A 22452-nucleotide genomic window follows, 5' to 3' on the forward strand; every position below is an offset into this window, starting at 1 on the left:
CGCGGCGGGCCCCGCGGGAAGCACCTCCCGTACGGGCCCGCCGCGCCCTGCCGCGTCGGGCGCCGGGGCTCACCCCTTGGCGGGGGCCTTGGCGGGGGAGTCCTTCGCCGACGCCGGGACCTTCTCGTCGTTGCGCAGGGCCTCCCACAGCCGCGTCGCCTGCGGCTCGGCCACGACCACGCGGTTGCGGTCGACCTTGTCGTAGTCCACCGGCAGCATGATGGTCTCCATCGTCCCCGGGTCCACGCCCTTCACGCTCCGCGCGAAGTCGGACAGGGCCGTCAGAGAGGCCAGCTCCTTGTCGGTGGTCAGCGACTTGGTGGCGGCGTCGGCGAGCTTGTAGAGGCGGGCCGGGTTGCCGAAGGCGTCCTGCTTCTTGATCTCGCTCAGCATGGCCAGCATGAACTGCTGCTGGAGGCCTATGCGCCCGAGATCGCTGCCGTCGCCGTACCCGTAGCGGGTCCGGACGAACTTCAGCGAGTCGGTGCCGTTCAGCCGGTGCGTGCCCGCGTCCAGCTTGAGGCCGCCCTTCGAGCCCTTCATCGGCTTGTCCAGGGTGACCGTGACCCCGCCGAGGGCGTCCACCAGCCCCTTGAAACCGGCGAAGTCCACCTCGACGAAGTGGTCCACGCGGATGCCGGACATCTGCTCCACCGTCTTGACGACGCAGGCCGGACCGGCCAGCGCGTAGACGGAGTTGAACATCACCCGCTGCGCCCCGGCGACCGTCTCGCCGTCCGCGTCCTTGCACTCGGGCCGGGTGATCAGGGTGTCGCGCGGGATGCTCACCGCGGTCGCCCGGGCCCGGCCCTTGGGTATGTGCACCAGCATCGCCGTGTCGGAACGGGCCCCGCTGACGTCGCCGTGGTCGAGGTCGCCGTTGGCGCCGGCCCGCGAGTCGGAGCCGAGCACCAGGATGTTCTGCGCGTCCGCGACCACCTTGGCGGGGCGGTTGTCCGTGCCGATGGCCTGGTCCAGGTCGACGCTGTCGATGTTGCCGTTGAGGTGCTCGTACGCCCACCAGCCGCCGCCGGCCGCGACGAGGACCAGCCCGGCCGCCGTCCAGGCCAGACCCCGCCGGATCCGGCGGGCGCGCGAACGGGGCGGGCGGGGGGTGTCCGGCCGCGGCGACGGGTCCGCGTCCTCGACCGTCTTCGTCGTGGCGCTGGTGTCTGCTGTCATGCCCGGGGACCGGCCTTCCGAACGGATGTGTGGATTCTCGCGGGCTACAACATAGGGCAGGAACACGTCAGAAAGCCCCCGGGGTATCCTCGTTCTCTCTTTGAGGGCGACGGGAAAGGACTGTCCGGGGTCCATGGGCACGCGATCGAAGAGCGGGACGCGCACCTCCCCGACCCGACCCTCCGGACCGGGGACCTCCCCTGCGCACGAGCGCAACCCCGCCGCCGCGGGCCCCCTGGCGGGACGCTGGCTCCTCGCCGGCAAGGACGGTCGCCTCAGCGCCTACGCCCGCGCCGAGGGCGGCCTGCTGCGCTGGACCGAGCGGAGCCCCGGCGGCCCCGACTGGGACGGCCCCGACCTCTTCCCCACCGACGGCCTGACCGACCTCGCGGTGGGTCAGGGACTCGACGGGTACGCCCACTTCGTCGGCCGGCGCCGCACCCGCGACGGGGACACCGAGACCGTCACCTACCACCACGCGGTCCAGTACCAGAGCGGCCGACCCCTGGGCCCCTGGGAATCCCTCGGCACCCTCTACCAGCGGCGCGAGCAGTCCCACCGGGGCGGCCCGCCGAGCGTCGCGGTCGACGGCGGGGGAGCCCCGTACGTGTTCGTCCGCAACGCGGGGCGCGGCTTCCACGTACGCCGCCAGGACGCGAAGGGCGCCTGGGTCGCCTGGCAGGACCTGCACGGCAGCAAGACCTTCGAAGGGGGCTGCGCCGGCTCCACCTCCGAGGGCCGCGTCCTGCTCGCCGCGCCCGGCGAGAAGGGCGTCTCCCTGTGGGCGCAGGGACGCGACGGCGGCCCGCCGGCGAAGGGCGCGGACGTCCCCCACCCGGCGCGGGACGGCTCGCTGTGCCTGGTGGAGACGGCGCCGGGCCGCACCACCCTCTTCTGGCACGCGGCCGACGGCAGCGGGGTGTTCGGCCACCGCGAGGGGGCCGGCGTCCTCGCCCTGGGCGGGGGCCCGGCCGGCCGGGGGGCGCTCGCCGCCGTCCGTACCGTCGTCGACGGCCACGACTGCACGGTGCTGGCCCACCGCGCGGCCGACGGGCGCTGCGCGCTGGCCGCGTACCCCACGGAACTCGAGGCCGCCGGGCTGTGGTGGACCGAGATCGGCGAGGAGGGCCTGGAGGCGCCGGCCCTCGCCGTGGACGCCCTGGGGCGGGTGGTCGTCGCCTCGATCGGGGTCCGGGGCGAGCTGCTGGTGACCCGTCAGAAGGACAGCGCGTCCCTGTCGCTGGGCTCCTGGCACCGCTGCTGACGGTACGCCCGCCCCCGGCCCTGCGGCGGGACGCTCGCCAGGCCGTGCCGGGCCACCGCCAGCGCGGAGATCCGGCGCAGGAAGTCCACCGAACGCTCCGCCGTGTCGGGGGTGATCCACGCCTCGTCGAGCTCGCACAGCTCCACGCGCACGGGCGAGCCCGCGAGGACGATCGGCAGGGTGTAGGCGACGGTGGACGCGAACGTCAGCACCGTCTGCCCGATCGGCTCGGTGAGCGCGGTCAGTTCGAGCGGCAGCTCCGGGTGGACGATCTCCAGGCCGGTGGCGACCGCGATGCGTTCCAGCTTCGGCGGGCTCTCCCGGCGGTGCGCCAGGTAGCGGCGCGCCGAGCGGGCGCGGGCGATCCAGCCGATGGCCTCGACGTACCGGTCCTGGTCGACGACCCCGGTCTCCACCAGGGAGCTGCCCGCGAGGTCGGCCCCCGCCCGCACGCGCACCGGCCCGAAGGTCTCCCGGCTCCAGGCGTACTCGTTGGCCCGCACCTCGGTGCCCGGCGGGGCGGTGACGGGCATGCAGGTGAAGAAGGTCGCGCGGTCCAGCTCGGCGCGGGCCAGCCACCGGTTCACGGCCCCGCCCTTGGCGGCCGGCCTGGCCTCGCCCTGGTGCCACCGGGTGAGCTGCGCGCCCTCGGTGAGCAGGCTGACGAGTTCGGTCGTGGCGGTGCCGTCGTCGACCACGACGACCTCGCGCGCCTTGGAGCGCGGCAGCAGCAGTTGGATGGTGCGGGAGAACAGGTCCCCGATCACCAGTCGGTCCGCGCCCGCCACCGCCCGTCCGAGCCGCACCAGTTCGTGCGCCCGCCCGAGGTAGCCGGCGCGGACCTCGTAGCGTCGCCAGACCAGGCGGGCGCGGGAGGCGAAGGCGCACAGCCGCCGGACCTGCGCGCGGGAGCGCGGGTCCGTCGGCTGGAGGACGGCGATGGTGAGGGACGCTGCCTCGCCCGGGTGGACGTGGGCCCACTCCAGGACGTTCAGTAGTTGAGCCGGGCTCTCCACCAGGGCGAGGGTTTCGGTCATGCCGAGGCCGTCACGCCTTCGCCGGCGAGGACGCCCGGGACGCGGCGGAGCTTCCTCATCGGGGCGAGTTCGGAGTCGTAGACGCGCTTGACGCCGTCGCCGAGGGCGGTCTCGATGGTGCGGATGTCGCGCACGAGGCGGGTGAGGCCGCCGGGCTCGACGGAGGCGGCCTGGTCGGAGCCCCACATCGCCCGGTCGAGGGTGATGTGCCGTTCGACGAAGGTGGCGCCGAGGGCGACGGCGGCCAGTGTGGTCTGGAGGCCGGTCTCGTGGCCGGAGTAGCCGATGGGCACGTTCGGGTAGGCCTCCTGGAGGGTGTTGATCACCCTCAGGTTCAGCTCCTCCGCCTTCGCCGGGTACGTCGAGGTGGCGTGCAGCAGGACGGTGTTCTCGCTGCCCAGCACCTCCACGGCGTGCCGGATCTGCTGCGGCGTGGACATGCCGGTCGACAGGATGACCGTCTTGCCGGTGGCGCGCAGCGCGAGGAGCAGCTCGTCGTCCGTCAGGGAGGCGGAGGCCACCTTGTGGGTGGGCACGTCGAACTTCTCCAGGAAGGTGACGGCCTCGGTGTCCCAGGGGGAGGCGAACCAGTCGATGCCGCGTTCGGCGCAGTGCGCGTCGACGGCGCGGTATTCGGTCTCGCCGAACTCGACGCGGTGGCGGTAGTCGATGTAGGTCATCCGACCCCAGGGGGTGTCGCGTTCGATGTCCCACTGGTCGCGCGGCGTGCATATCTCGGGCGTGCGCTTCTGGAACTTCACCGCGTCACAGCCCGCGTCGGCGGCCGCGTCGATCAGCGCGAGGGCGGATGCGAGGTCGCCGTTGTGGTTGATCCCGATCTCGCCGATCACGTAGGTGGGCCGGCCGGGGCCGACCTCACGGTTCCCGATGCGGCGGATCCGGTTGCTGTGCACCACTGTTCAGAGTTCCTTTCGGGGGTACTGCGGGGTTCGCGGCGGGGAGGGGGCCGCCGGGTTCTGCCGGGCCGCCGGCACCCCGCCCGGGGGCGGGGCGTCCAGCAGGGGGGCGAGGGCGCGGGCCCGGGCGAGGTCGCCCGGTTCGTCGATCTCGATGGCCCGCTCGGGGGCCGTGGGCACGAGCTGGACGCGTCCGAAGAAGCGGTGGCCGTGCGCGCGGAAGCCGTCGGCGCGCATGGCGTAGACGGAGCCCGTCTCCAGGTACTCGGGCGTACGGTCCTGGCGGCGCGGGCGGAAGGAGCTGTCGTGGTTGACGCCGTCCGCCCGGTGCCCGGGGCCGGCGTCCGGCGTGGCGCTCCACAGGAAGCCGTGGAAGGGCGCCGCGGTGAAGGAGCAGTCGGCGCCGTCCCGCACGACGGCGAGGACGCAGGCGTCGACCTCCTCGGCCGTCAGGAACGGGCTGGTGCACTGGACGAACACCAGCACGTCCACCGGGGGCGCCTGGCCCTCCTCCAGCCGGTCCAGGGCGTGCGCCAGCGCCGACTCGCTGGAGGCCAGGTCCGAGCCGAGTTCGGCCGGGCGCTCGACGACCTCGGCGCCGGCGGCGCGGGCGGCGGCGGCGATGGCGCCGTCGTCGGTGGACACCACCACCCGGGTCACGTGGGCGGCGTCCCGGCAGGCGCGGACGGCGCGGGCGACGAGGGGGACCCCGCCCACCTCGGCGACGTTCTTCCCGGGGATGCCCTTGGAGCCGCCCCGGGCGGGTATGACGGCGGTGACGTTCACGAGGTTCTCCCCGGGGTGTCGAGGGTGGCAGGGCGGGTGGTGCGCGGGCGGGCGGCCCGGTGGCGGGCGCCCCGGGGGGCGCGGGCGCGGACGGCGGTCACACGCCGCCCCACTGCTGGATCTTCGGGGCCACGCGCTGGACCCCGAACCGGTAGGCGACCCGCAGGACGCGGCGCGAGGTGCGCCGCATCGGGCCGGAACCGCGCCCGGGGACCGCCCCCGCGCCGGGCGAGCCGTCGGGGTCGAGGCCGCGGCGGCGCAGCAGCGTACCGACGTATTCGGGGGCGCTGTCGGCCGTGTAGTACGGGGAGATCGGGGGCAGTGGAATCCCGCGCAACGCGACGATCCGTTCGCGGAGTTCACCGAAGGGATCGGCCGAGCGGATTCCCTGGTCGACCGTCCAGGATTCGTGCGCGAGGGGAGCGGCGCCCTCGTCTATGGCCGACCAGTCGGTGACGCAACCCGAGCCGACGAAATAGTGGTTTCCGTGTATTTCCCGCACGCCGAGATCGCTCAGGATCGCGGTCGGCATTCCCCGGTGCATCGATTCCAGGGCGGCCGTGGAACTCACCGTCACCAACAGGTCGGTGCGGTCGAGGGTCTGGGACATGTTGCCGTACACGAAATGCAGATTGGGCGGCAATGGCTCGTCGAGTTGTTCGGCGAGCGACTGGTAGTGATAGGCCTCCACATGGGTGGTCGCCTCGCCCGGCTTGCTGCGGAGTTTGACGAGGACGTCCCGGCCGGGGCGCAGTCGCGCGTGGGATATCGCGCGGCGCAGCATGTACAGACGGCCGTTCCGGTCGGCGGGCACGGACGGTTGAACGGCGAAACACACGGTATAGGGGTGTTCGGCGTGCGTCCGGTTCATGTCGTAGGGCCGTTGGTCGAGAAAGGGCAGGGCGGTCTGCACGATGCAGGATCCGGGAATTCCGAGGGGCTCGTACGTCTCGCGGAAACGACGCCGGTCGAAGGGGCTGTTCGCGAGGACGATGTCGGCGCCGGCGCGCAGCAGGAGGCCGTCCGCCATCTTCTCGTAGACCACGCCGACGTAGCCGGTCATCAGGATCGGCCGGCGCGGGGATCCGGCGAAGCGGCGGGCGAGGGCGTGCAGGGCCGCGTGCGTGGCGCCGCCGACCGTGCCCAGGATGATCAGATCCGCCTCGTCGAGTTCCGGGGCCGCGGCGAACTCGGCGAGTGTGGCCTCGGTGAGGGAGGCGGGGGCGATGCCCACCTCGGCCAGTTGGCGGGCCGTCGGGGTGCTCCGGCCGCGGAGCATGTGGGCGTGGACCTCGCTGCCCGGTGCCAGACCCACCGCGAGCCCCGCGCCCCATTTCCAGCGGGTGTCGGAGTCTGCGAGCACGTGGATGCGCACTGGTGATTCCCGGTTCGGTGGGGGAGGCCCAACTGCCTTCGACATACCCACAGGTGGGCGGTGGCACAGCCTGGATCGCCGCGCAGTCCGACAGAACCATACATGCTGATCTCGGCTTTACATGTCACGGGGACGCGTCGATGGAGAAGGAGTTGTACGTCACACCCCGGTGATCGTTCGGGGTCGCGTACGGCTTCTGCCATGATGGCCGATGTGTTACCCGAACGTAGGCCGGTGGAGTGCGCGGACACCCCGTCCGGGCGGCCTGGCGAGGGTGTGGTGAAAATGGGGAGATGGTGAGTGCTTCCGATGGTGACCCTTTCGGTGATCGTCGCGATGTGTGACGTCAGGGACTACTGCCGGACGGCACTCAAATCCCTGGCGCTGAATGCGCGGGAGGATTTCGAGTTCATCGTCGTGGACGACGGATCCGTTGACGGAACGTCAGAGATTCTCCAGGAGATGGTGCCCCGGATTCCCGGCGCCCTGTTGATACGCAATCAGCGGAACCTGGGCATATCGGCCACCCGGAACATCGGTCTCGCGGCCGCCCGCGGGCGGTTCTTCACCTTCCTCGACGGGGACGACTGGTACGCCCCGGGATATCTCGCGCAACTCGTCGGCTGGATGGGTCAGTCCGGCGTCGACTTCCTGCGCACCGGCCACGTCCGCGTCTACGGCAGGAAGCGGAAGATCGTCACGGCGCCGCTCGCCCCCCGCGCGCTTCCCCTCGACCCCACCGACTACATCGGACCCGTCGACGCCTCCACCTTCATGGACTACCCGCAGTCCTGGGCCGGCATCTACGACCGCGAGCGCCTGCGCGAGGTCGACGCCCTCTACTTCGACGAGAGCCTGCGCACCGCAGAGGACCGCCCCTGGTTCTACAAGCTGCACCTGCGCACCCGTTCCTTCGGGGTCGTCGACCTCCACGGTGTCTTCTACCGCCGCGACGTGTCGACTTCGCTCACCAAGGCCCCCGACGAACGACAGCTCGACTTCCTCCCCGCCTTCCGACTGATTTTCGAAGAGCTCGCCGGCCACCCCCGCGGATATGAACTGTCCTTCAAGGCGATGCGAACTCTGTGCGCCCTCGTCGTCATTCACATGGACCGCGCCGAGTCGTACGAGGAACTCACCCGGACCCTGCTCATGGAGCGCGCCGCACTGCTCCTCGACGAACTGCCCCGGGACGTCCTCGAAGGGACACTGGAGGGAATGGACTCCGTACGCGTGAACAAGCTCAGGGCACTGCTCTCCCACCGGCAGGGCGTCGCCGGCCGATGACCCGCATATTCGCCGCCTCCACCCTCTACGGCGCCATGACCGTCGCCGCCGCCATCGACGCCGGCCAACTCGGCGACGACGACCGCGAACGCGTCCTGCTCGTGTGCAACAACGTGGACATCCCCGAAGTCGCCACACCGCTGCACCACATGCCCGGCGCCGCCCCCGTCCTCGAACGCTTCCACCGCGTCGTCTACTGGAACGACCTGATCTACCCGTTCCACCCGGCCCTGTGGTCCCCGCGCGACGAGGACGCCCCCCTGTGGCGCACCGTCATGGCCGAGAAGATGGGACTGCGCCCCGGCCCCCTGGAACTCGTCGTCGAGTCCATCCAGGTCAAACCCGCCCAGACCCTCTGCAAGATCTTCTCGGACGCCACCCTCGCCGTCTACGCCGACGGCGTCATGAGCTACGGCCCCACCCGCAACGACCTGCCCCGCTCCCTGCACGGCCGGATCACCCGGGTCCTCTACCTGGACCTGGTCCCCACGCTGCTGCCCATACTCCTGACCGAGTACGGGATCCCCTCCGAGCCCGTGCACACCGGCGCCGTCCTCAAGCTGATGGCGGAGGTCACCGAGGAGTGCGGGCCGATCCTCGAACGGGTGATCCCCGCCGACCTGGCCGCGCGCGGCCCCGAGACCGCCGTCCTGCTCGGCCAGTACCTCTCCCCGCTCGGCATCCTCACCGAGGAGGAAGAGGAGGAGCTGCACCTGCGCATGTTCCACGGCGCGCTGCGGCTCGGCTTCACCTCCGTGGTCTTCAAACCGCACCCCAGCGCCCCCTCCAGCCTCGCCGACACCCTCGGCGAGGCGGCCCGCGCGGCGGAGGTCCCCTTCCTCGTCCTGGACGTCCCCGTCCTCGCCGAGGCCGTCTTCGCCCACCTGGCACCGCGCCGGGTGATCGGCTGCTTCTCCACCGGCCTGTTCACCGCCCGCGCCCTCTACGGGATCCCCGTGGCCCAGATCGGCGCGCTGGAGGTCATCCGCCGGATGCGGCCGTACGCCAACAGCAACCGCATCCCCGCCACCCTCACGCACGCCCTGCTGCCGGACCTGGAGGAGGAGGCGGGCACCGTCGAGGACCGGGTGCTCGACGTGGAGCACATCCGCTCCGAGGTCACCCCGTACGTCCAGGCCGTCGGCTACTGCATGCAGCCCAAGCGGTACGCCTTCCTGCGCGAGGTCGCCGAGTCCTACGTGGCCGCCGCCGTCGAGCGGTGGGACGAGCGCCCCGAGCTGTCCATGCACTTCAACGAGCGCACCCGCGTCCGCCTGGACCTGCCGGGCCCGCGGACCTGGAAGTGGCGCCGCGGCACGGGCTGGACCTTCCTCGCCACGCGCGAGCGCGGCCTGGACGACGCGCCGTTCACCGACATCACGCTCGGCGGGTTCGCCTCCCTGGTGGAGGCCAGGGACGACCGGGGCGTGCTGGAGGTCGGCGCCCGCCTCCTCGCCGAGTACGAGAACCTCGACCTGCTCGTCGGCATGGCCCAGGCGCACATCCGCCGCAAGGAGACCGAGCAGGCCGAGCGGCGCCTGCGGCGCGCGATGGAGATCTCCGCCGACAGCGGGCGGGCCCTGGTGTGGCTGCGGATCGCGGAGACCGCCGCGAAGATGGGCCGGGCCGGCGACGAGATGCGCCGCGAGGCGGGCCGCAACGCCCTGCGCATCAACCCCGAGTCGCCCGCCGCGCAACGCCTGGTCAAGCCGGGCCGCCTCGGCCGCAGGAAGTGACCCCCGCCGGCCGGCGGCGTACGCCCGCCGGTCGGCCGCCGGCCGCGCACGCGGAAGGGCCCGCCCGCACCCCTGGTGCGGACGGGCCCTTCCACTGTCGCGCGGACTAGGCGGGGACGCTCGCGGTGCCCGGGGCGAGGAACCGCTTGCCGTTCACCCGCTCCGAGACGCCCTCACGGTCCAGGTACGGCGTGATGCCGCCCAGGTGGAAGGGCCAGCCGGCGCCCGTGATGAGGCAGAGGTCGATGTCCTGGGCCTCGGCCACGACACCCTCCTCCAGCATCAGGCCGATCTCCTGCGCCACCGCGTCGAGGACGCGGTCGCGGACCTGCTCCTCGGTCAGGACGGAGTCGCCCTGCACCAGGAGGGCGGCGACCTCGGGGTCCAGCTCCGGCTTGCCGGAATCGTAGACGTAGAAGCCGCGCTTGCCGGCCTTGACCACGGCCGCCAGGTTCGGGGAGACCGTGAAGCGCTCCGGGAAGGACCGGTTCAGGGTCTCGGAGACGTGCAGACCGATCGCCGGGCCGACGAGCTCCAGCAGCACCAGCGGGGACATCGGCAGGCCGAGCGGCTCGATGGCCTTCTCCGCCGTGGCCACCGGGGTGCCCTCGTCGATGACGTTCTGGATCTCGCCCATGAAGCGGGTCAGGATGCGGTTCACGACGAACGCCGGGGCGTCCTTGGTGAGGACCGCGGTCTTCTTCAGCTTCTTGGCGACACCGAAGGCCGTGGCCAGCGAGGCGTCGTCGGTCAGCTCACCGCGGACGATCTCCAGCAGCGGGAGGATCGCGACCGGGTTGAAGAAGTGGAAGCCGACCACGCGCTCGGGGTGCTTGAGCTTCGAGGCCATCTCCGACACCGACAGCGAGGAGGTGTTGGTGGCGAGGATCGCGTGCGCCGGGGCGACCGCCTCGACCTCCGCGAACACCTTCTGCTTGACGGACATCTCCTCGAACACGGCCTCGATGATGAAGTCCGCGTCCGCGAAGCCCTCGGCCTTGTCCAGGACGCCGGTCACCAGGGCGGTCAGGCGGTTGGCCTTGTCCTGGTTGATGCGACCCTTGCCGAGCAGCTTCTGGATCTCGGCGTGGACGTAGCCCACGCCCTTGTCCACGCGCTCCTGGTCGATGTCGGTGAGGACCACCGGCACCTCCAGGCGGCGCAGGAACAGCAGCGCCAGCTGCGAGGCCATCAGGCCCGCGCCGACGACGCCGACCTTGGTGACCGGACGGGCCAGCGACTTGTCCGGGGCACCGGCGGGGCGCTTGCCGCGCTTCTGCACCAGGTTGAAGGCGTAGATGCCCGAGCGCAGCTCGCCGCCCATGATCAGGTCCGCGAGGGCCCGGTCCTCGGCGTCGAAGCCGGCCTGGAGGTCGCCGTCCTTGGCCGCGGCGATGATGTCCAGCGCGCGGTAGGCGGCCGGAGCGGCGCCGTGCACCTTGGAGTCCGCGACGAAGCGGCCCTTGGCGACGGCCGCGTCCCAGGCCTCGCCGCGGTCGACGTCGGCGCGGACGACCTCGGTGGTGCCGTTCAGGACGTTCGCCGTCCAGATCAGCGACTGCTCCAGGAAGTCGGCGCCCTCGAAGATCGCGTCGGCGATGCCGAGCTCGAAGACCTGCTTGCCCTTCAGCTGCCGGTTCTGGTTGAGCGAGTTCTCGATGATGACCGAGACCGCGCGCTCCGCGCCGATCAGGTTCGGCAGGATGGCGCAGCCGCCCCAGCCCGGAACCAGGCCGAGGAAGACCTCGGGCAGCGAGAAGGCCGGGATGGCCTTGGAGACGGTGCGGTACGAGCAGTGCAGACCGACCTCGACGCCGCCGCCCATGGCCGCGCCGTTGTAGTACGCGAAGGTCGGGACGGCCAGCGCCGAGAGGCGCTTGAAGACGTCGTGGCCGCCCTTGCCGATGGCCAGCGCCTCGTCGTGCGCCTTCAGCAGCTCGACGCCCTTGAGGTCGGCGCCGACCGCGAAGATGAACGGCTTGCCGGTGATGCCCGCGCCGACGATGGAGCCCGCGAGGGCCTCCTGCTCGACCTGGTCGATCGCCGCGTTCAGGTTGGCGAGGGACTGCGGGCCGAAGGTGGTCGGCTTGGTGTGGTCGAAACCGTTGTCCAGCGTGACGAGCGCGAAGCGCCCGGCGCCGAACGGCAGGTCCAGGTGACGGACGTGCGCGGAGGTGACGACCTCGTCCGGGAACAGCTCGGCCGCACCCTTCAGGAGCTCGGCGGTGGTGCTCACTTGGCGTCTCCCTCGGCGGTGAAGTTCGGGTTCTCCCAGATGACGGTCGCGCCCATGCCGAAGCCGACGCACATCGTGGTCAGGCCGTAGCGGACGTGCGGCTGCTCCTCGAACTGGCGGGCCAGCTGCGTCATCAGGCGGACGCCGGAGGAGGCCAGCGGGTGACCGAAGGCGATCGCGCCGCCGTACTGGTTCACGCGGGCGTCGTCGTCGGCGATGCCGTAGTGCTCCAGGAAGGCCAGCACCTGGACGGCGAAGGCCTCGTTGATCTCGAACAGGCCGATGTCCTCGATGGACAGGCCCGCCTGGGCGAGGGCCTTCTCGGTGGCCGGGATCGGGCCGTAGCCCATGACCTCCGGCTCGACGCCCGCGAAGGAGTACGAGACCAGGCGCATCTTGACCGGGAGGTTGTTCTCGCGGGCGAAGTCCTCGGACGCGATGATCGCGGCCGTGGCCCCGTCGTTGAGACCGGCGGCGTTGCCCGCGGTGACCCGACCGTGCGTACGGAAGGGGGTCTTCAGGCCGGCCAGGTTCTCCAGGGTGGTGCCCGGACGCATCGGCTCGTCGGTGGTGACCAGGCCCCAGCCCGTCTCGCCGACCTCCGCGTTGGTGTTGCGCACCGAGATCGGGACCAGGTCCTGCTGGATCTTGCCGTCGGCGTACGCCTTGGCGGCCTTCTCCTGCGAGCGCACGGCGTACTCGTCGGCGCGGAGCTTGGTGATCGTCGGGTACCGGTCGTGCAGGTTCTCGGCGGTCATGCCCATGAACAGGGCGGACTCGTCGACCAGCTTCTCGGAGACGAAGCGCGGGTTCGGGTCGACGCCCTCGCCCATGGGGTGGCGGCCCATGTGCTCGACACCGCCGGCGAGGGCGACGTCGTAGGCACCGAAGGCCACACCGCCCGCGACGGCGGTGACGGCGGTCAGCGCGCCGGCGCACATGCGGTCGATGGAGTAGCCCGGGACGGACTGCGGGAGGCCCGCGAGGATGCCGGCCGTGCGGCCCAGCGTCAGGCCCTGGTCGCCGATCTGCGTGGTCGCGGCGATGGCGACCTCGTCGATCTTCTTGGGGTCCAGGTCCGGGTTGCGGCGCAGCAGCTCCCGGATGGCCTTCACGACGAGGTCGTCGGCGCGGGTCTCGTGGTAGATGCCCTTCGGGCCCGCCTTGCCGAACGGGGTGCGGACGCCGTCGACGAAGACGACGTCCCTGACGGTACGAGGCACGTTGGCTCTCCTCCAGGTGCGGGTGTGCACTGCCGCGCGGGGGCGTCCATCGCTGAGCGCCCGCTCACCCCGCCATGCTACTTGCGAGTAACTGGTGTGGACACCCCCTCGCCGAGGAGCGGCGAACGTCACACTCCGCCCTCCGCCCGCGCCGGGGTCGCCGCGGGGCGCCCCACCCCCGCCCCGGCGCTCCCGTCGCGCATCGCCGAGGCCATGGCGGCCGAGTCGCGCACCACGCCCGCGACGAAGGAGCGCCGGTCGGTGCCGAGGGCGCGCAGGGCCGGCCCGTGGTCGGCGGCCACCACGACGGCCCGCCCGCGACCATGGCCCGCCAGCCCGCGACCGCCGCGCGGCGGGCCGGTCCGGGGAGCGGGGCCAGGCCCTCGTGCAGCCGCCGGCAGTGGAAGGGGACGTGGCGTTCCTCGTCCGCCACCAGCCGGGAGGCGACCTCGGCGGTGAGCGGATCGCCGACCCCGTCGCGCAGGGCCCGGTAGTACCCGAGGGCCACCGACTCGGCGACCATCAGCACCATCAACTCCAGCCGCAGCCCCATCAGTCGCCGGGCCTTCACGAAGACCGCGTCGCTCCAGTGGCCCGTCAGGGTCGGCGCCCCGGCGGCCGCGAGCAGCAGGGCCAGCAGGCGGGCGTGGTTCTGTTCCTCGGCGATGAACAGGCGGATCGCCGCGGAGTACGAGGCGTCCCCGGCGCCGTCGGCCTTGGCGCGCAGCGCGGAGCCGTCGCCGTCCTCGCCGACCTGGAACGTCTGGAGGCTGCGGACCAGCTCCGGGGGCAGGTGGGCCCCGATGCTCCAGTCGGGGTCCCCGAGGGTGGCTCGCCGCTCCCGCTCGGCCTCGAAGTCGCGGACCCATGACGCGTACAGATTTTTGATCATGTTCAAGAAAATAGATCTTCTTGAGCGTGTTCAAAAGAGTGTGGATGTCATGACCGCGTAACAGAACCGCGTAACGGAAGAGCCCCCGGCGGGAAGCCGGGGGCTCTTGACGTCGTGCGGGGGTCCGCTCAGGCGGTCGCGCCGAGGGCGGTGACCAGGGCGGCGGTGACCTGCTCGATCTGCCAGGGGCGGGCGCCGTACCCGGCGAGGGCCGCCGCCACCGTCTCGGGCGTCGGTCGCTGCGGGGGCTCCCAGCACAGCCGGCGCACGGTGTCCGGGGTGATCAGGTTCTCCTGCGGCAGGTTCAGCCGCTCGGCCAGCGTGGTGACGGCCGTGCGGGCCGCCGACAGGCGTGCCGCGGCGGCCGGGTCCTTGTCCGCCCAGGAGCGCGGCGGAGGCGGACCGGCCGGGGTGGCACCCGGCTGGGGCAGCTCGTTCTCGGGCAGCTCCTTGGCCCGGTCCACGGCGGCCATCCACTGGTCCAGCTGGCGGCGCCCCATCCGCTGCCCGTACCCGGGCAGGGCCGACAGCGCGTGCACGTTCGCGGGGAGGGCCAGGGCCGCCTCGACGATCGCGGCGTCCCCCAGCACCTTCCCGGGGGACACGTCACGGCGCTGCGCGATCCGGTCGCGGGACTCCCACAGCTCCCGTACGACCGCCATCTGCCGGCGGCGGCGGACCTTGTGCATGCCGGACGTGCGCCGCCACGGGTCCTTGCGGGGCGGGGCGGGCGGCGCGGCGGCGATGGCGTCGAACTCCTGACGGGCCCACTCCAGCTTGCCCTGGCGGTCGAGCTCCTTCTCCAGGGCGTCGCGCAGGTCCACGAGCAGCTCCACGTCCAGGGCCGCGTAGCGCAGCCACGGCTCGGGCAGCGGGCGGGTGGACCAGTCGACCGCGGAGTGGCCCTTCTCCAGGACGTAGCCGAGGACGCTCTCGACCATCGCGCCGAGTCCGACCCGGGGGAAGCCGGCCAGTCGGCCCGCGAGCTCGGTGTCGAACAGCGTGGTCGGGGCCATGCCTATTTCGCGCAGGCACGGCAGGTCCTGGGTGGCGGCGTGCAGGATCCACTCGGTGTCGGAGAGGGCCTCGCCGAGCTCCGACAGGTCCGGGCAGCCGACCGGGTCGATCAACGCCGACCCGGCGCCCTCGCGGCGCAGCTGCACCAGGTAGGCGCGCTGGCCGTAGCGGTATCCGGAGGCGCGTTCGGCGTCGACGGCCACGGGGCCGGTGCCCGCGGCGAAGGCCGCGACCACCCGGGCGAGGGACTCGGGGTCGGCCACGACCGGAGGGATCCCCTCACGGGGTTCCAGCAGGGGAATGGGCCCATCGGACGAAACCTCTTCGTCCGGGGGGCCGCCCCCGGTGGTGGTGCGCAGGTGTGCTGCGGTCTCTTGGGCGTCGGTCACCGGTCAAGGGTATCGGTGGATGTGACGCGCCCGTCGCCGGAACGTTCCGTCGACGGGCGCGAGGGGGGAGAGGGGGCGTTTCCGGGGGTTCCCCGGGGGTTCGCCCGGGGTATTCCGGACGGGCTCAGTGGATGATCCCCGTCCGCAGGGCGACCGCGACCATTCCGGCCCGGTCGCCGGTGCCCAGCTTGCGGGCGATCCGGGCGAGGTGGGACTTGACGGTGAGGGCGGACAGGCCCATCGAGACGCCGATGGCCTTGTTGGACTGGCCCTCCGCGACGAGGCGCAGGACCTCGACCTCGCGGCCGGAGAGCTCTCGGTAGCCGCCCGGGTGGCTCGGGGCACCCGGGGGGCGGCGGTGCATGCGGGCGGCGGCGGCGCCGATGGGGGCGGCGCCGGGCCGGGTGGGGAGCCCGATGTTGGTCCGCGTACCGGTGACGACGTAGCCCTTCACACCGCCGGCGAGGGCGTTGCGCACGGCACCGATGTCGTCGGCGGCGGACAGGGCCAGGCCGTTCGGCCAGCCGGCGGCGCGGGTCTCGGAGAGCAGGGTGAGACCGGAACCGTCGGGCAGGTGTACGTCGGCCACGCAGATGTCGCGCGGGCTGCCGACGCGGGGGCGGGCCTCCGCGATGGACGACGCCTCGATCACGTCACGGACTCCGAGGGCCCACAGATGGCGGGTCACGGTGGAACGGACGCGCGGGTCGGCCACGACGACCATGGCCGTCGGCTTGTTCGGGCGGTAGGCGACCAGGCTTGCGGGCTGCTCGAGAAGAACGGACACCTAGGCCTCCTGGGGGAGTGGCGGGACGGGCCGGCTCGGGGAAGGAAGCCGGTGCGAACCGTGCGGATGGTCACTGACTCCTTCGGCACGTCACCCGCCCGGCTTTAGGGAATGATCACGATTTGGTGAGTAACAATTCGGGCAATTCGGACGCACGATCGATCACGGTACGGTCAGAAGCCCGCAGCGCGCGCACGGTTTTGACAGCCCGTCAACGCCGCGATCGGCCGTCGCCCCCCTCGCGCGCGCCCCCGGACGGCCGCGGGGCCGCGTCCGATCGGCCCCGCGCGCCCCGTCGCCTACGGGTGGTGCGGACCCCGACGCTGTGGCAGGGACACCACGCCCGTGGCCGTGTCCGTCGGCCCCACCGGGGGCAGCCCCGCGACCTGGCACAGCAGCTCGCACCACGCCGACAGGTGCGCCGGGGTGTCCGGCACCCCACCCACCCCCTCGCGGGGCGTCCACGAGGCCCTGATCTCGATCTGGGTGGCCGGACGCCGCTCCCCGAGCCCGCCGAAGTAGTGCGAGCTCGCCATGGTGACGGTGCCGCTCGCCTCCCCGTACGTCAGCCCGCGTGCGTCCAGCGCCCCGGTCAGCCAGGACCAGCAGACCTCCGGCAGGAGTGGATCGGAGGCCATCTCGGGCTCCAGTTCCGCCCTGACGAGCGTCACCAGCCGGAAGGTGCCCCGCCACGCCTCGTGCCCGTCGGGATCGTGCAGCAGGATCAGGCGCCCGTCGGCCAGATCGTCCTCGCCGTCGACGACCGCCGCCTCCAGCGCGTACGCGTACGGCGCCAGGCGCTGCGGCGGCTTCGTCGGGTCGATCTCGATCCCGGGCCGCAGTCTCGCCTTCCTCAAGCCCTCGACCGCCCGCCGGAACGGGAGCGGGACGGAGGTCTCCTTCGCGCTGTCCGTACCGTCGGCACCATCTGAAAATCGTCCCTGAGCCGCAGCCATGCCGGGAAGACTAGGCGGAACGAGCGGCCGTACGGCGCAGGGACACCCGGGCCGGGCCGGGCACTTCTTCATACGTGCGAAGATTTGGGTCGTGAGCGCCAACGAACCCCTCAAGGGCCAGCCGAGTCAGACGTACGATTCCGCCTTCCTGAAGGCGTGCCGGCGGGAGCCGGTGCCGCACACCCCGGTGTGGTTCATGAGGCAGGCCGGCCGCTCACTCCCCGAGTACCGCAAGGTGCGCGAGGGCACGGCCATGCTGGAGTCCTGCATGCGCCCCGACCTGGTCACCGAGATCACCCTCCAGCCCGTGCGGCGCCACGACGTCGACGCGGCGATCTTCTTCTCGGACATCGTCGTCCCGCTGAAGGCCATCGGCGTCGACCTCGACATCAAGCCGGGCATCGGCCCTGTCGTGGCCCAGCCGATCCGCCGCCGCGAGGACCTCGCACAGCTGCGCGACCTCACCCCGGAGGACGTCTCCTACGTCACCGAGGCGATCGGCATGCTCACGGGTGAACTGGGCGGCACCCCGTTGATCGGCTTCGCCGGAGCGCCTTTCACCCTCGCGAGCTACCTCGTCGAGGGCGGTCCCTCGAAGAACCACGAGCACACCAAGGCCCTCATGTACGGGGACCCCGGGCTGTGGGCCGAGCTGCTCGACCGGCTCGCCGAGATCACCTCGGCCTTCCTGAAGGTCCAGATCGAGGCCGGCGCCTCCGCGGTGCAGCTCTTCGACTCCTGGGTCGGCGCGCTCGCCCCGGCCGACTACCGCCGCTCCGTGATGCCCGCGTCGGCGAAGGTCCTGGAGTCCGTCGCCTCGTACGGCGTCCCGCGCATCCACTTCGGCGTGGGCACGGGCGAGCTCCTCGGCCTCATGGGCGAGGCGGGCGCGGACGTCGTCGGCGTCGACTACCGGGTCTCCCTCGACGAGGCCGTCCGCCGCGTCGGCCCCGGCAAGGCGCTCCAGGGCAACCTGGACCCCGCCGTCCTCTTCTCCACCCCCGAGGCCGTCCAGGCCAAGACCGACGAGGTCCTGGCCGCCGCCGCGGGTCTGGAGGGCCACGTGTTCAACCTCGGCCACGGCGTCCTGCCGACCACCGACCCGGACGCCCTGACCCGTCTCGTGGACTACGTCCACACCCGGACGGCCGTCTGATCCACCCGCCGGACGCCGGCGCCGCCGCGGGAGCGGGGGCGCCGGCGTCCGCGCGTCCGGCCCGGCGGGGCGCCTACACCCCCGCCGCGCGGACCGCGGTCACCGCCTTGCGGGCCGCCACCAGGACCGGGTCCCAGACCGGGGAGAACGGCGGGGCGTAGCCCAGGTCCAGCGACACCACCTGCTCCACCGTCATCCCGGCCGTCAGCGCGACCGCCGCGACGTCCACCCGCTTCGCGGCCCCCGCGCCGCCGACGATCTGCACGCCGAGCAGCCGCCCCGTACGCCGCTCCGCCAGCATCTTCACCGTCATCTCGGCCGCGCCCGGGTAGTACCCCGCCGTGTTCGTCGAGCGGATGGTCGCCGTCACGAACCGCAGGCCCGCCTCCAGGGCGTCGCGCTCCCGCAGCCCCGTACGGGCGATCTCCAGGTCGCAGACCTTGCTGACGGCCGTGCCGACCACCCCGGGGAAGGTGGCGTAGCCGCCGCCCACGCCCGAGCCGATGACCTGGCCGTGCTTGTTGGCGTGCGTGCCGAGCGGGATGTGCCGGTTGCGGCCCGCCACCAGGTCCAGGACCTCCACGCAGTCACCGCCCGCCCAGATGTCCTCGTGGCCCCGCACCCGCATCGACAGGTCCGTCAGCAGACCGCCCGACTCGCCGAGCGGCAGCCCCGCCTCCCGCGCGAGCGCCGTGCGCGGCTCCACGCCGATGCCCAGCACCACCACGTCCGCCGGGTACTCCTCCCCGGACGCGGTGGCCACCGCGCGGGCCCGGCCCTCCTCGTCCGTGAGGACCTTCGTCACCTCGGCGCCGGAGACCGTACGGATCCCCATGGCGTTCATCGCGCTGTGCACCAGGCCGCCCATGTCCGGGTCCAGCGTCGACATCGGCTGCGCGCCCCGGTGCAGGACGGTCACCTCGAAGCCCCGCCCGACCAGGGCCTCCGCCATCTCGACGCCGATGTAGCCGGCGCCGACGACCACCGCCCGGCGGCCCTCCACCCGCTCCAGCGTGCCCATCAGGCGGGTGCCGTCGTCCAGCGACTGCACCCCGTGCACCCCGTGGGCCCCGATCCCGGGCAGCTTCGGACGCACCGGCCGGGCGCCCGTCGCCAGGACCAGCTTGTCGTAGTCCGTCCAGGACTCGACGCCGCTGTCCAGGTCCCGGGCGCGCACCCGGCGGCCCGCCACGTCCAACTCCACGACCTCGGTGCGCATCCGCAGGTCGATGTCGCGCTCCCGGTGCTCCCGCGGCGTCCGCGCGACCAGCTCGTCGCGCTCCGCGACCTGCCCGCCGATCCAGTACGGGATCCCGCACGCCGAGTAGGAGGTGAAGTGGCCCCGCTCGAACGCGACGATGTCCAGCTCCGCCGCGCCCCTCAGCCGCCGGGCCTGCGACGCGGCGGACATCCCCGCCGCGTCGCCGCCGACCACCACCAGTCGTTCCTTCGCCATCGTCCGCCCCGTTTCCGTCCCGTGTTCGGTTACGGGGACACGCTACGGGCGGACGCGCGCTCAGCCCTCCCCGTCGTCCCCGCCCCCGGTGGGCACGGCGGACGGCCCGTCCGCGGGTGCGGCGGCGGGTGCGGCGGCGGTATCGGTGGGAGTCGCCGCGGGCCCGGCCTGGCGCGGCACCCGAACCGGCCCGCGCCCCTTGCCCGGCGCCGCCGGACGCAGCCGCCGGTAGGTCCGCCAACCGAGCAGCACCAACGCGGCCGTCAGCGCGAACGGGGCCACCGCGGCCAGCGCCAGCAGCAGGTACCGCACCAGCGTGGCGAACACCGACCAGCCGCCGGCCAGGGCGTCGCCGAGTCCCGGCTCCTTCTCCTTCTCCTCCTTCTTCTCCTGCGGCTTCGGCGCCGGCTCGGAGACCGACAGCGTGATCGTGCCCATCGCCGTCCGGTCCTTCAGCGCGGCCTGCTGGGCGAGCAGCGACTCCAGGTCGGCTTGGCGCCGGCTCAGCTCGCTCTCCAGCATCACCACGTCCGACAGGCCCGAAGCCTTCTCCATCATGTCCCGCACCCGGGCCACGCTGGCCTGCTGCGAACGGACCCGGCTGTCGACGTCCGCGACCCGCTCCGTCACGTCCTGCGCCTCGACCTTGCGGTTCAGCAGCTTCCCGCCGCCCTCCAGGGCGGCGATCACCGCGTCGAAGCGCTCCCCGGGCACCCGCACGGTCAGCGTCGAGCCCATCCGGCCGCCCTCGCCGCGCTCCGTCGACTCGTTGCCGACGTAGCCGCCCGCGTCCTCGGCCGCCGTACGGGCCGCCGCCAACACCTTCTGCGGCTCGGTCGTCTCGATGGACAGACTTCCCGTACGGATGACGTGCGGGCGGACCGCGGCCGGCTGCTGCCCGGCCTTCGCGTCCGCCGCCGAAGGGGCCGCCGCGGGAGGAGCGGCCTCGGCCGCCCCCGGCTTCGCCGCACCCTCGGCCGCGCCGGCCCCCGGCTTCGCCCCCGGCCCGGCTCCCGCTTCCCGCGGGGCGACCGCGGCCTTGTCGGAGGCGGACGTGGCCCCGTCGGCCCCGCACCCGGTCACCGCGAGCACCCCGGCGAGCGCCATGGCCGCCAGACCCGCCGTCGAACGACGTCTGTGGAACGCGTGCATCGTGAATACCCCCCGAGGGATCGGCTGATGTCGCCGTTTCGACGTCCAGGGTCCCGTCCCGGGTTTCGCACGCACGGCATCGAGGCGGTCCCGATGAGGTCACGGTCCGGCCTCACCGAGCGGTCTGAGACGATGTGTCCATGAACGAAGCGGACATGCGTACGGGTCGGCCGGCACCAGCCGGCCACGTCGTCGTCGTGGGCGGCGGGATCGCCGGCCTCGCCGCGGCACACCGGCTGCTCGCCGACGGCCTGCGCGTGACCCTGCTGGAGGCCGCCCCCCGCCTCGGCGGCAAGCTGCGCGCGGGCGAACTCGCCGGACTGCGCGTCGACCTCGGCGCGGAATCCGTCCTCGCCCGCCGCCCCGAGGCCGTGGCCCTGGCGAAGGCCGTCGGCCTCGCGGACGCCCTCCAGGCCCCCGCCACCACCACCGCCCACCTGTGGACCCGGGGCGCCCTGCGGCCCATGCCGCGCGGCCACGTCATGGGCGTCCCCGCCGAGTCCGGCCCGCTCGCCGCCTCCGGCGTGCTCTCCCCCGAGGGACTGGCCCGCATCGACGCCGAGCGCACGCTCGACCCCGTCGAGATCGGCGAGGACGTCGCGGTCGGCGCGTACGTCGCCGCCCGCCTCGGCCACGAGGTCGTCGACCGGCTCGTGGAACCCCTCCTCGGCGGGGTCTACGCGGGCGACGCCTACCGCATCTCCCTGCGCGCCGCCGTCCCCCAGCTCTACGAGGCCGCCCGCACCCACGCCCTGCTCGGCGAAGGCGTGCGCGAGATCCAGCGGCGGGCCGCGCGCTCGCCCCAGGCCGCCGGCCCCGTCTTCGCCGGCATCGACGGCGGCATCGGCCGGCTCCCCGAGGCCGTCGCCGAGGCCTGCCGGGCCGCCGGGGCCGACCTGCGCACCGGAGCCCCCGTGCGCGAGGTCGCGCGCACGCCGCACGGCTGGCGGGTCGTGACCGGCGACGAGGCCATCGAGGCCGACGGAGTCGTCCTCGCCGTCCCCGCCGAACCGGCCGCACGCCTGCTCGCCCCCCTCGCCCCCGCCGCCGCCGAGGCGCTGCGCACGGTCGAGTACGCGTCGATGGCCCTGGTCACCATGGCCTTCCGCCGCTCCGAGCTGCCCGAGTCGATCACCTCCGGCGAGGCCAGCGGGTTCCTCGTACCCCCCGTCGACGGCCGCACCATCAAGGCCTCCACCTTCTCCGGCAACAAGTGGGCCTGGGCCGGCGCCGACCCCGACCTCTTCCCGCTGCGCACCTCCGTCGGCCGACACGGCGACGAACAGGACCTGAAGCGGGACGACGGCGAACTCGTCGACGTCTCCCTCGCCGACCTCCGCGAGGCCGTCGGCCTGACCGCCCGACCGGTCGCCTCCACGGTCACCCGCTGGGACGGCGGCCTGCCCCAGTACCCCGTCGGCCACCTCGACCGCGTCGCCCGGATCCGGGACGCCGTCGCGCCGCTGCCGGGCATCGCCCTGTGCGGCGCCCTCTACGAAGGGGTCGGCATTCCGGCCTGCGTCGCCAGTGCCGGGAAGGCGGTCGACGCGGTGCTCGCCGCGATGGCCACCCCTGGCGCAGACCACTGATCAGCACACGGGACA

At 73.0% G+C, this 22452-nt stretch carries 18 protein-coding genes; 5 read left to right on the forward strand and 13 right to left on the reverse strand.

Annotated elements, in window-relative coordinates; all coding sequences use genetic code 11:
- Positions 1–69: 69 nt before the first annotated feature.
- Positions 70–1182 carry an LCP family protein gene (locus ACZ6ZI_RS12350; protein ID WP_469519126.1) on the reverse strand — a complete coding sequence of 371 codons (1113 nt, stop codon included), beginning with the start codon at positions 1180–1182 and terminating at the stop codon, positions 70–72.
- Positions 1183–1315: 133 nt separating this feature from the next.
- On the opposite strand from ACZ6ZI_RS12350, the gene ACZ6ZI_RS12355 reads away from it, so the two are divergent.
- The gene (locus ACZ6ZI_RS12355) at positions 1316–2446 is read left to right on the forward strand and encodes a PLL family lectin (protein ID WP_469519129.1); all 1131 of its coding nucleotides are present in this window, start codon (positions 1316–1318) and stop codon (positions 2444–2446) included.
- Here ACZ6ZI_RS12355 and ACZ6ZI_RS12360 read toward each other — a convergent pair.
- The 4 genes from ACZ6ZI_RS12360 to ACZ6ZI_RS12375 form a co-directional block, all read right to left on the reverse strand.
- Complete coding sequence (locus ACZ6ZI_RS12360; protein WP_469519131.1) at positions 2398–3483, reverse strand: hypothetical protein; 1086 nt, start codon at positions 3481–3483, stop codon at positions 2398–2400. The two genes, ACZ6ZI_RS12355 and ACZ6ZI_RS12360, sit on opposite strands and share 49 nt — an antisense overlap.
- Positions 3480–4397 carry an N-acetylneuraminate synthase family protein gene (locus ACZ6ZI_RS12365; protein ID WP_469519588.1) on the reverse strand — a complete coding sequence of 306 codons (918 nt, stop codon included), beginning with the start codon at positions 4395–4397 and terminating at the stop codon, positions 3480–3482. The genes ACZ6ZI_RS12360 and ACZ6ZI_RS12365 overlap by 4 nt, the downstream gene beginning before the upstream one ends.
- Before the next feature lie 6 nt (positions 4398–4403).
- Positions 4404–5186 (reverse strand): acylneuraminate cytidylyltransferase family protein, encoded by a 783-nt coding sequence (locus ACZ6ZI_RS12370; RefSeq protein WP_469519134.1) that lies wholly within the window; start codon positions 5184–5186, stop codon positions 4404–4406.
- A 97-nt stretch (positions 5187–5283) separates the two neighbouring features.
- Positions 5284–6606 (reverse strand): DUF6716 putative glycosyltransferase, encoded by a 1323-nt coding sequence (locus tag ACZ6ZI_RS12375; RefSeq protein ID WP_469519136.1) that lies wholly within the window; start codon positions 6604–6606, stop codon positions 5284–5286.
- Between the two features lie 264 nt (positions 6607–6870).
- Between ACZ6ZI_RS12375 and ACZ6ZI_RS12380 the strand changes: the two genes are divergently transcribed.
- Both ACZ6ZI_RS12380 and ACZ6ZI_RS12385 read left to right on the forward strand, forming a co-directional pair.
- Entirely contained in the window at positions 6871–7848 is a 978-nt protein-coding gene (locus ACZ6ZI_RS12380; protein WP_469519139.1) for a glycosyltransferase family 2 protein, read from the forward strand.
- On the forward strand, positions 7845–9584 hold the full coding sequence (locus ACZ6ZI_RS12385) for a polysialyltransferase family glycosyltransferase (RefSeq protein ID WP_469519142.1): 1740 nt from the start codon (positions 7845–7847) through the stop codon (positions 9582–9584). Before ACZ6ZI_RS12380 ends, ACZ6ZI_RS12385 begins: the two co-directional genes overlap by 4 nt.
- A 106-nt stretch (positions 9585–9690) precedes the next feature.
- Here ACZ6ZI_RS12385 and ACZ6ZI_RS12390 read toward each other — a convergent pair whose 3' ends face one another.
- From ACZ6ZI_RS12390 to ACZ6ZI_RS12415, 6 genes are all read right to left on the reverse strand, one after another.
- A complete protein-coding gene (locus tag ACZ6ZI_RS12390) occupies positions 9691–11820 on the reverse strand; it encodes a 3-hydroxyacyl-CoA dehydrogenase NAD-binding domain-containing protein (protein WP_469519144.1) in 2130 nt (709 codons plus the stop codon).
- Entirely contained in the window at positions 11817–13043 is a 1227-nt protein-coding gene (locus ACZ6ZI_RS12395) for a thiolase family protein (RefSeq protein WP_469519146.1), read from the reverse strand. The genes ACZ6ZI_RS12390 and ACZ6ZI_RS12395 overlap by 4 nt, the downstream gene beginning before the upstream one ends.
- A gap of 64 nt (positions 13044–13107) precedes the next feature.
- Positions 13108–13935 (reverse strand): ferritin-like domain-containing protein, encoded by an 828-nt coding sequence (locus ACZ6ZI_RS12400; protein WP_469519150.1) that lies wholly within the window; start codon positions 13933–13935, stop codon positions 13108–13110.
- A 128-nt stretch (positions 13936–14063) separates the two neighbouring features.
- On the reverse strand, positions 14064–15341 hold the full coding sequence (locus tag ACZ6ZI_RS12405) for an HRDC domain-containing protein (RefSeq protein WP_469519151.1): 1278 nt from the start codon (positions 15339–15341) through the stop codon (positions 14064–14066).
- A 124-nt stretch (positions 15342–15465) separates the two neighbouring features.
- Positions 15466–16128, reverse strand: a complete 663-nt coding sequence (locus ACZ6ZI_RS12410; RefSeq protein WP_007267191.1) for a helix-turn-helix transcriptional regulator — start codon at positions 16126–16128, stop codon at positions 15466–15468.
- A 299-nt stretch (positions 16129–16427) separates the two neighbouring features.
- The gene (locus ACZ6ZI_RS12415) at positions 16428–17084 is read right to left on the reverse strand and encodes a DUF3000 domain-containing protein (RefSeq protein ID WP_469519153.1); all 657 of its coding nucleotides are present in this window, start codon (positions 17082–17084) and stop codon (positions 16428–16430) included.
- Between the two features lie 91 nt (positions 17085–17175).
- Between ACZ6ZI_RS12415 and hemE the strand changes: the two genes are divergently transcribed.
- Positions 17176–18240 (forward strand): uroporphyrinogen decarboxylase, encoded by a 1065-nt coding sequence (gene hemE, locus ACZ6ZI_RS12420; protein ID WP_469519156.1) that lies wholly within the window; start codon positions 17176–17178, stop codon positions 18238–18240.
- 73 nt (positions 18241–18313) lie between these two features.
- Here the strand turns inward: hemE and ACZ6ZI_RS12425 are convergent, their stop codons facing one another.
- Both ACZ6ZI_RS12425 and ACZ6ZI_RS12430 read right to left on the reverse strand, forming a co-directional pair.
- Entirely contained in the window at positions 18314–19696 is a 1383-nt protein-coding gene (locus tag ACZ6ZI_RS12425) for an FAD-dependent oxidoreductase (RefSeq protein WP_469519158.1), read from the reverse strand.
- Between the two features lie 60 nt (positions 19697–19756).
- Positions 19757–20848 (reverse strand): DUF4349 domain-containing protein, encoded by a 1092-nt coding sequence (locus ACZ6ZI_RS12430; protein ID WP_469519160.1) that lies wholly within the window; start codon positions 20846–20848, stop codon positions 19757–19759.
- A 140-nt stretch (positions 20849–20988) separates the two neighbouring features.
- On the opposite strand from ACZ6ZI_RS12430, the gene hemG reads away from it, so the two are divergent.
- Positions 20989–22437: a protoporphyrinogen oxidase gene (gene hemG, locus ACZ6ZI_RS12435; protein ID WP_469519163.1), complete on the forward strand. Its 1449-nt coding sequence runs from the start codon at positions 20989–20991 to the stop codon at positions 22435–22437.
- Positions 22438–22452: the final 15 nt, after the last annotated feature.

The organism is Streptomyces sp. NPDC103540 (assembly GCF_055584445.1).

Coding starts and splice junctions, on each gene's coding strand:
- ACZ6ZI_RS12350 (WP_469519126.1), bottom strand. CDS start 1,182: ATGACAGCAGACACCAGCGCCACGACGAAGACGGTCGAGGACGCGGAC.
- ACZ6ZI_RS12355 (WP_469519129.1), top strand. CDS start 1,316: ATGGGCACGCGATCGAAGAGCGGGACGCGCACCTCCCCGACCCGACCC.
- ACZ6ZI_RS12360 (WP_469519131.1), bottom strand. CDS start 3,483: ATGACCGAAACCCTCGCCCTGGTGGAGAGCCCGGCTCAACTACTGAAC.
- ACZ6ZI_RS12375 (WP_469519136.1), bottom strand. CDS start 6,606: ATGTCGAAGGCAGTTGGGCCTCCCCCACCGAACCGGGAATCACCAGTG.
- ACZ6ZI_RS12380 (WP_469519139.1), top strand. CDS start 6,871: ATGGTGACCCTTTCGGTGATCGTCGCGATGTGTGACGTCAGGGACTAC.
- ACZ6ZI_RS12385 (WP_469519142.1), top strand. CDS start 7,845: ATGACCCGCATATTCGCCGCCTCCACCCTCTACGGCGCCATGACCGTC.
- ACZ6ZI_RS12400 (WP_469519150.1), bottom strand. CDS start 13,935: ATGATCAAAAATCTGTACGCGTCATGGGTCCGCGACTTCGAGGCCGAG.
- ACZ6ZI_RS12415 (WP_469519153.1), bottom strand. CDS start 17,084: ATGGCTGCGGCTCAGGGACGATTTTCAGATGGTGCCGACGGTACGGAC.
- ACZ6ZI_RS12425 (WP_469519158.1), bottom strand. CDS start 19,696: ATGGCGAAGGAACGACTGGTGGTGGTCGGCGGCGACGCGGCGGGGATG.
- ACZ6ZI_RS12430 (WP_469519160.1), bottom strand. CDS start 20,848: ATGCACGCGTTCCACAGACGTCGTTCGACGGCGGGTCTGGCGGCCATG.
- hemG (WP_469519163.1), top strand. CDS start 20,989: ATGAACGAAGCGGACATGCGTACGGGTCGGCCGGCACCAGCCGGCCAC.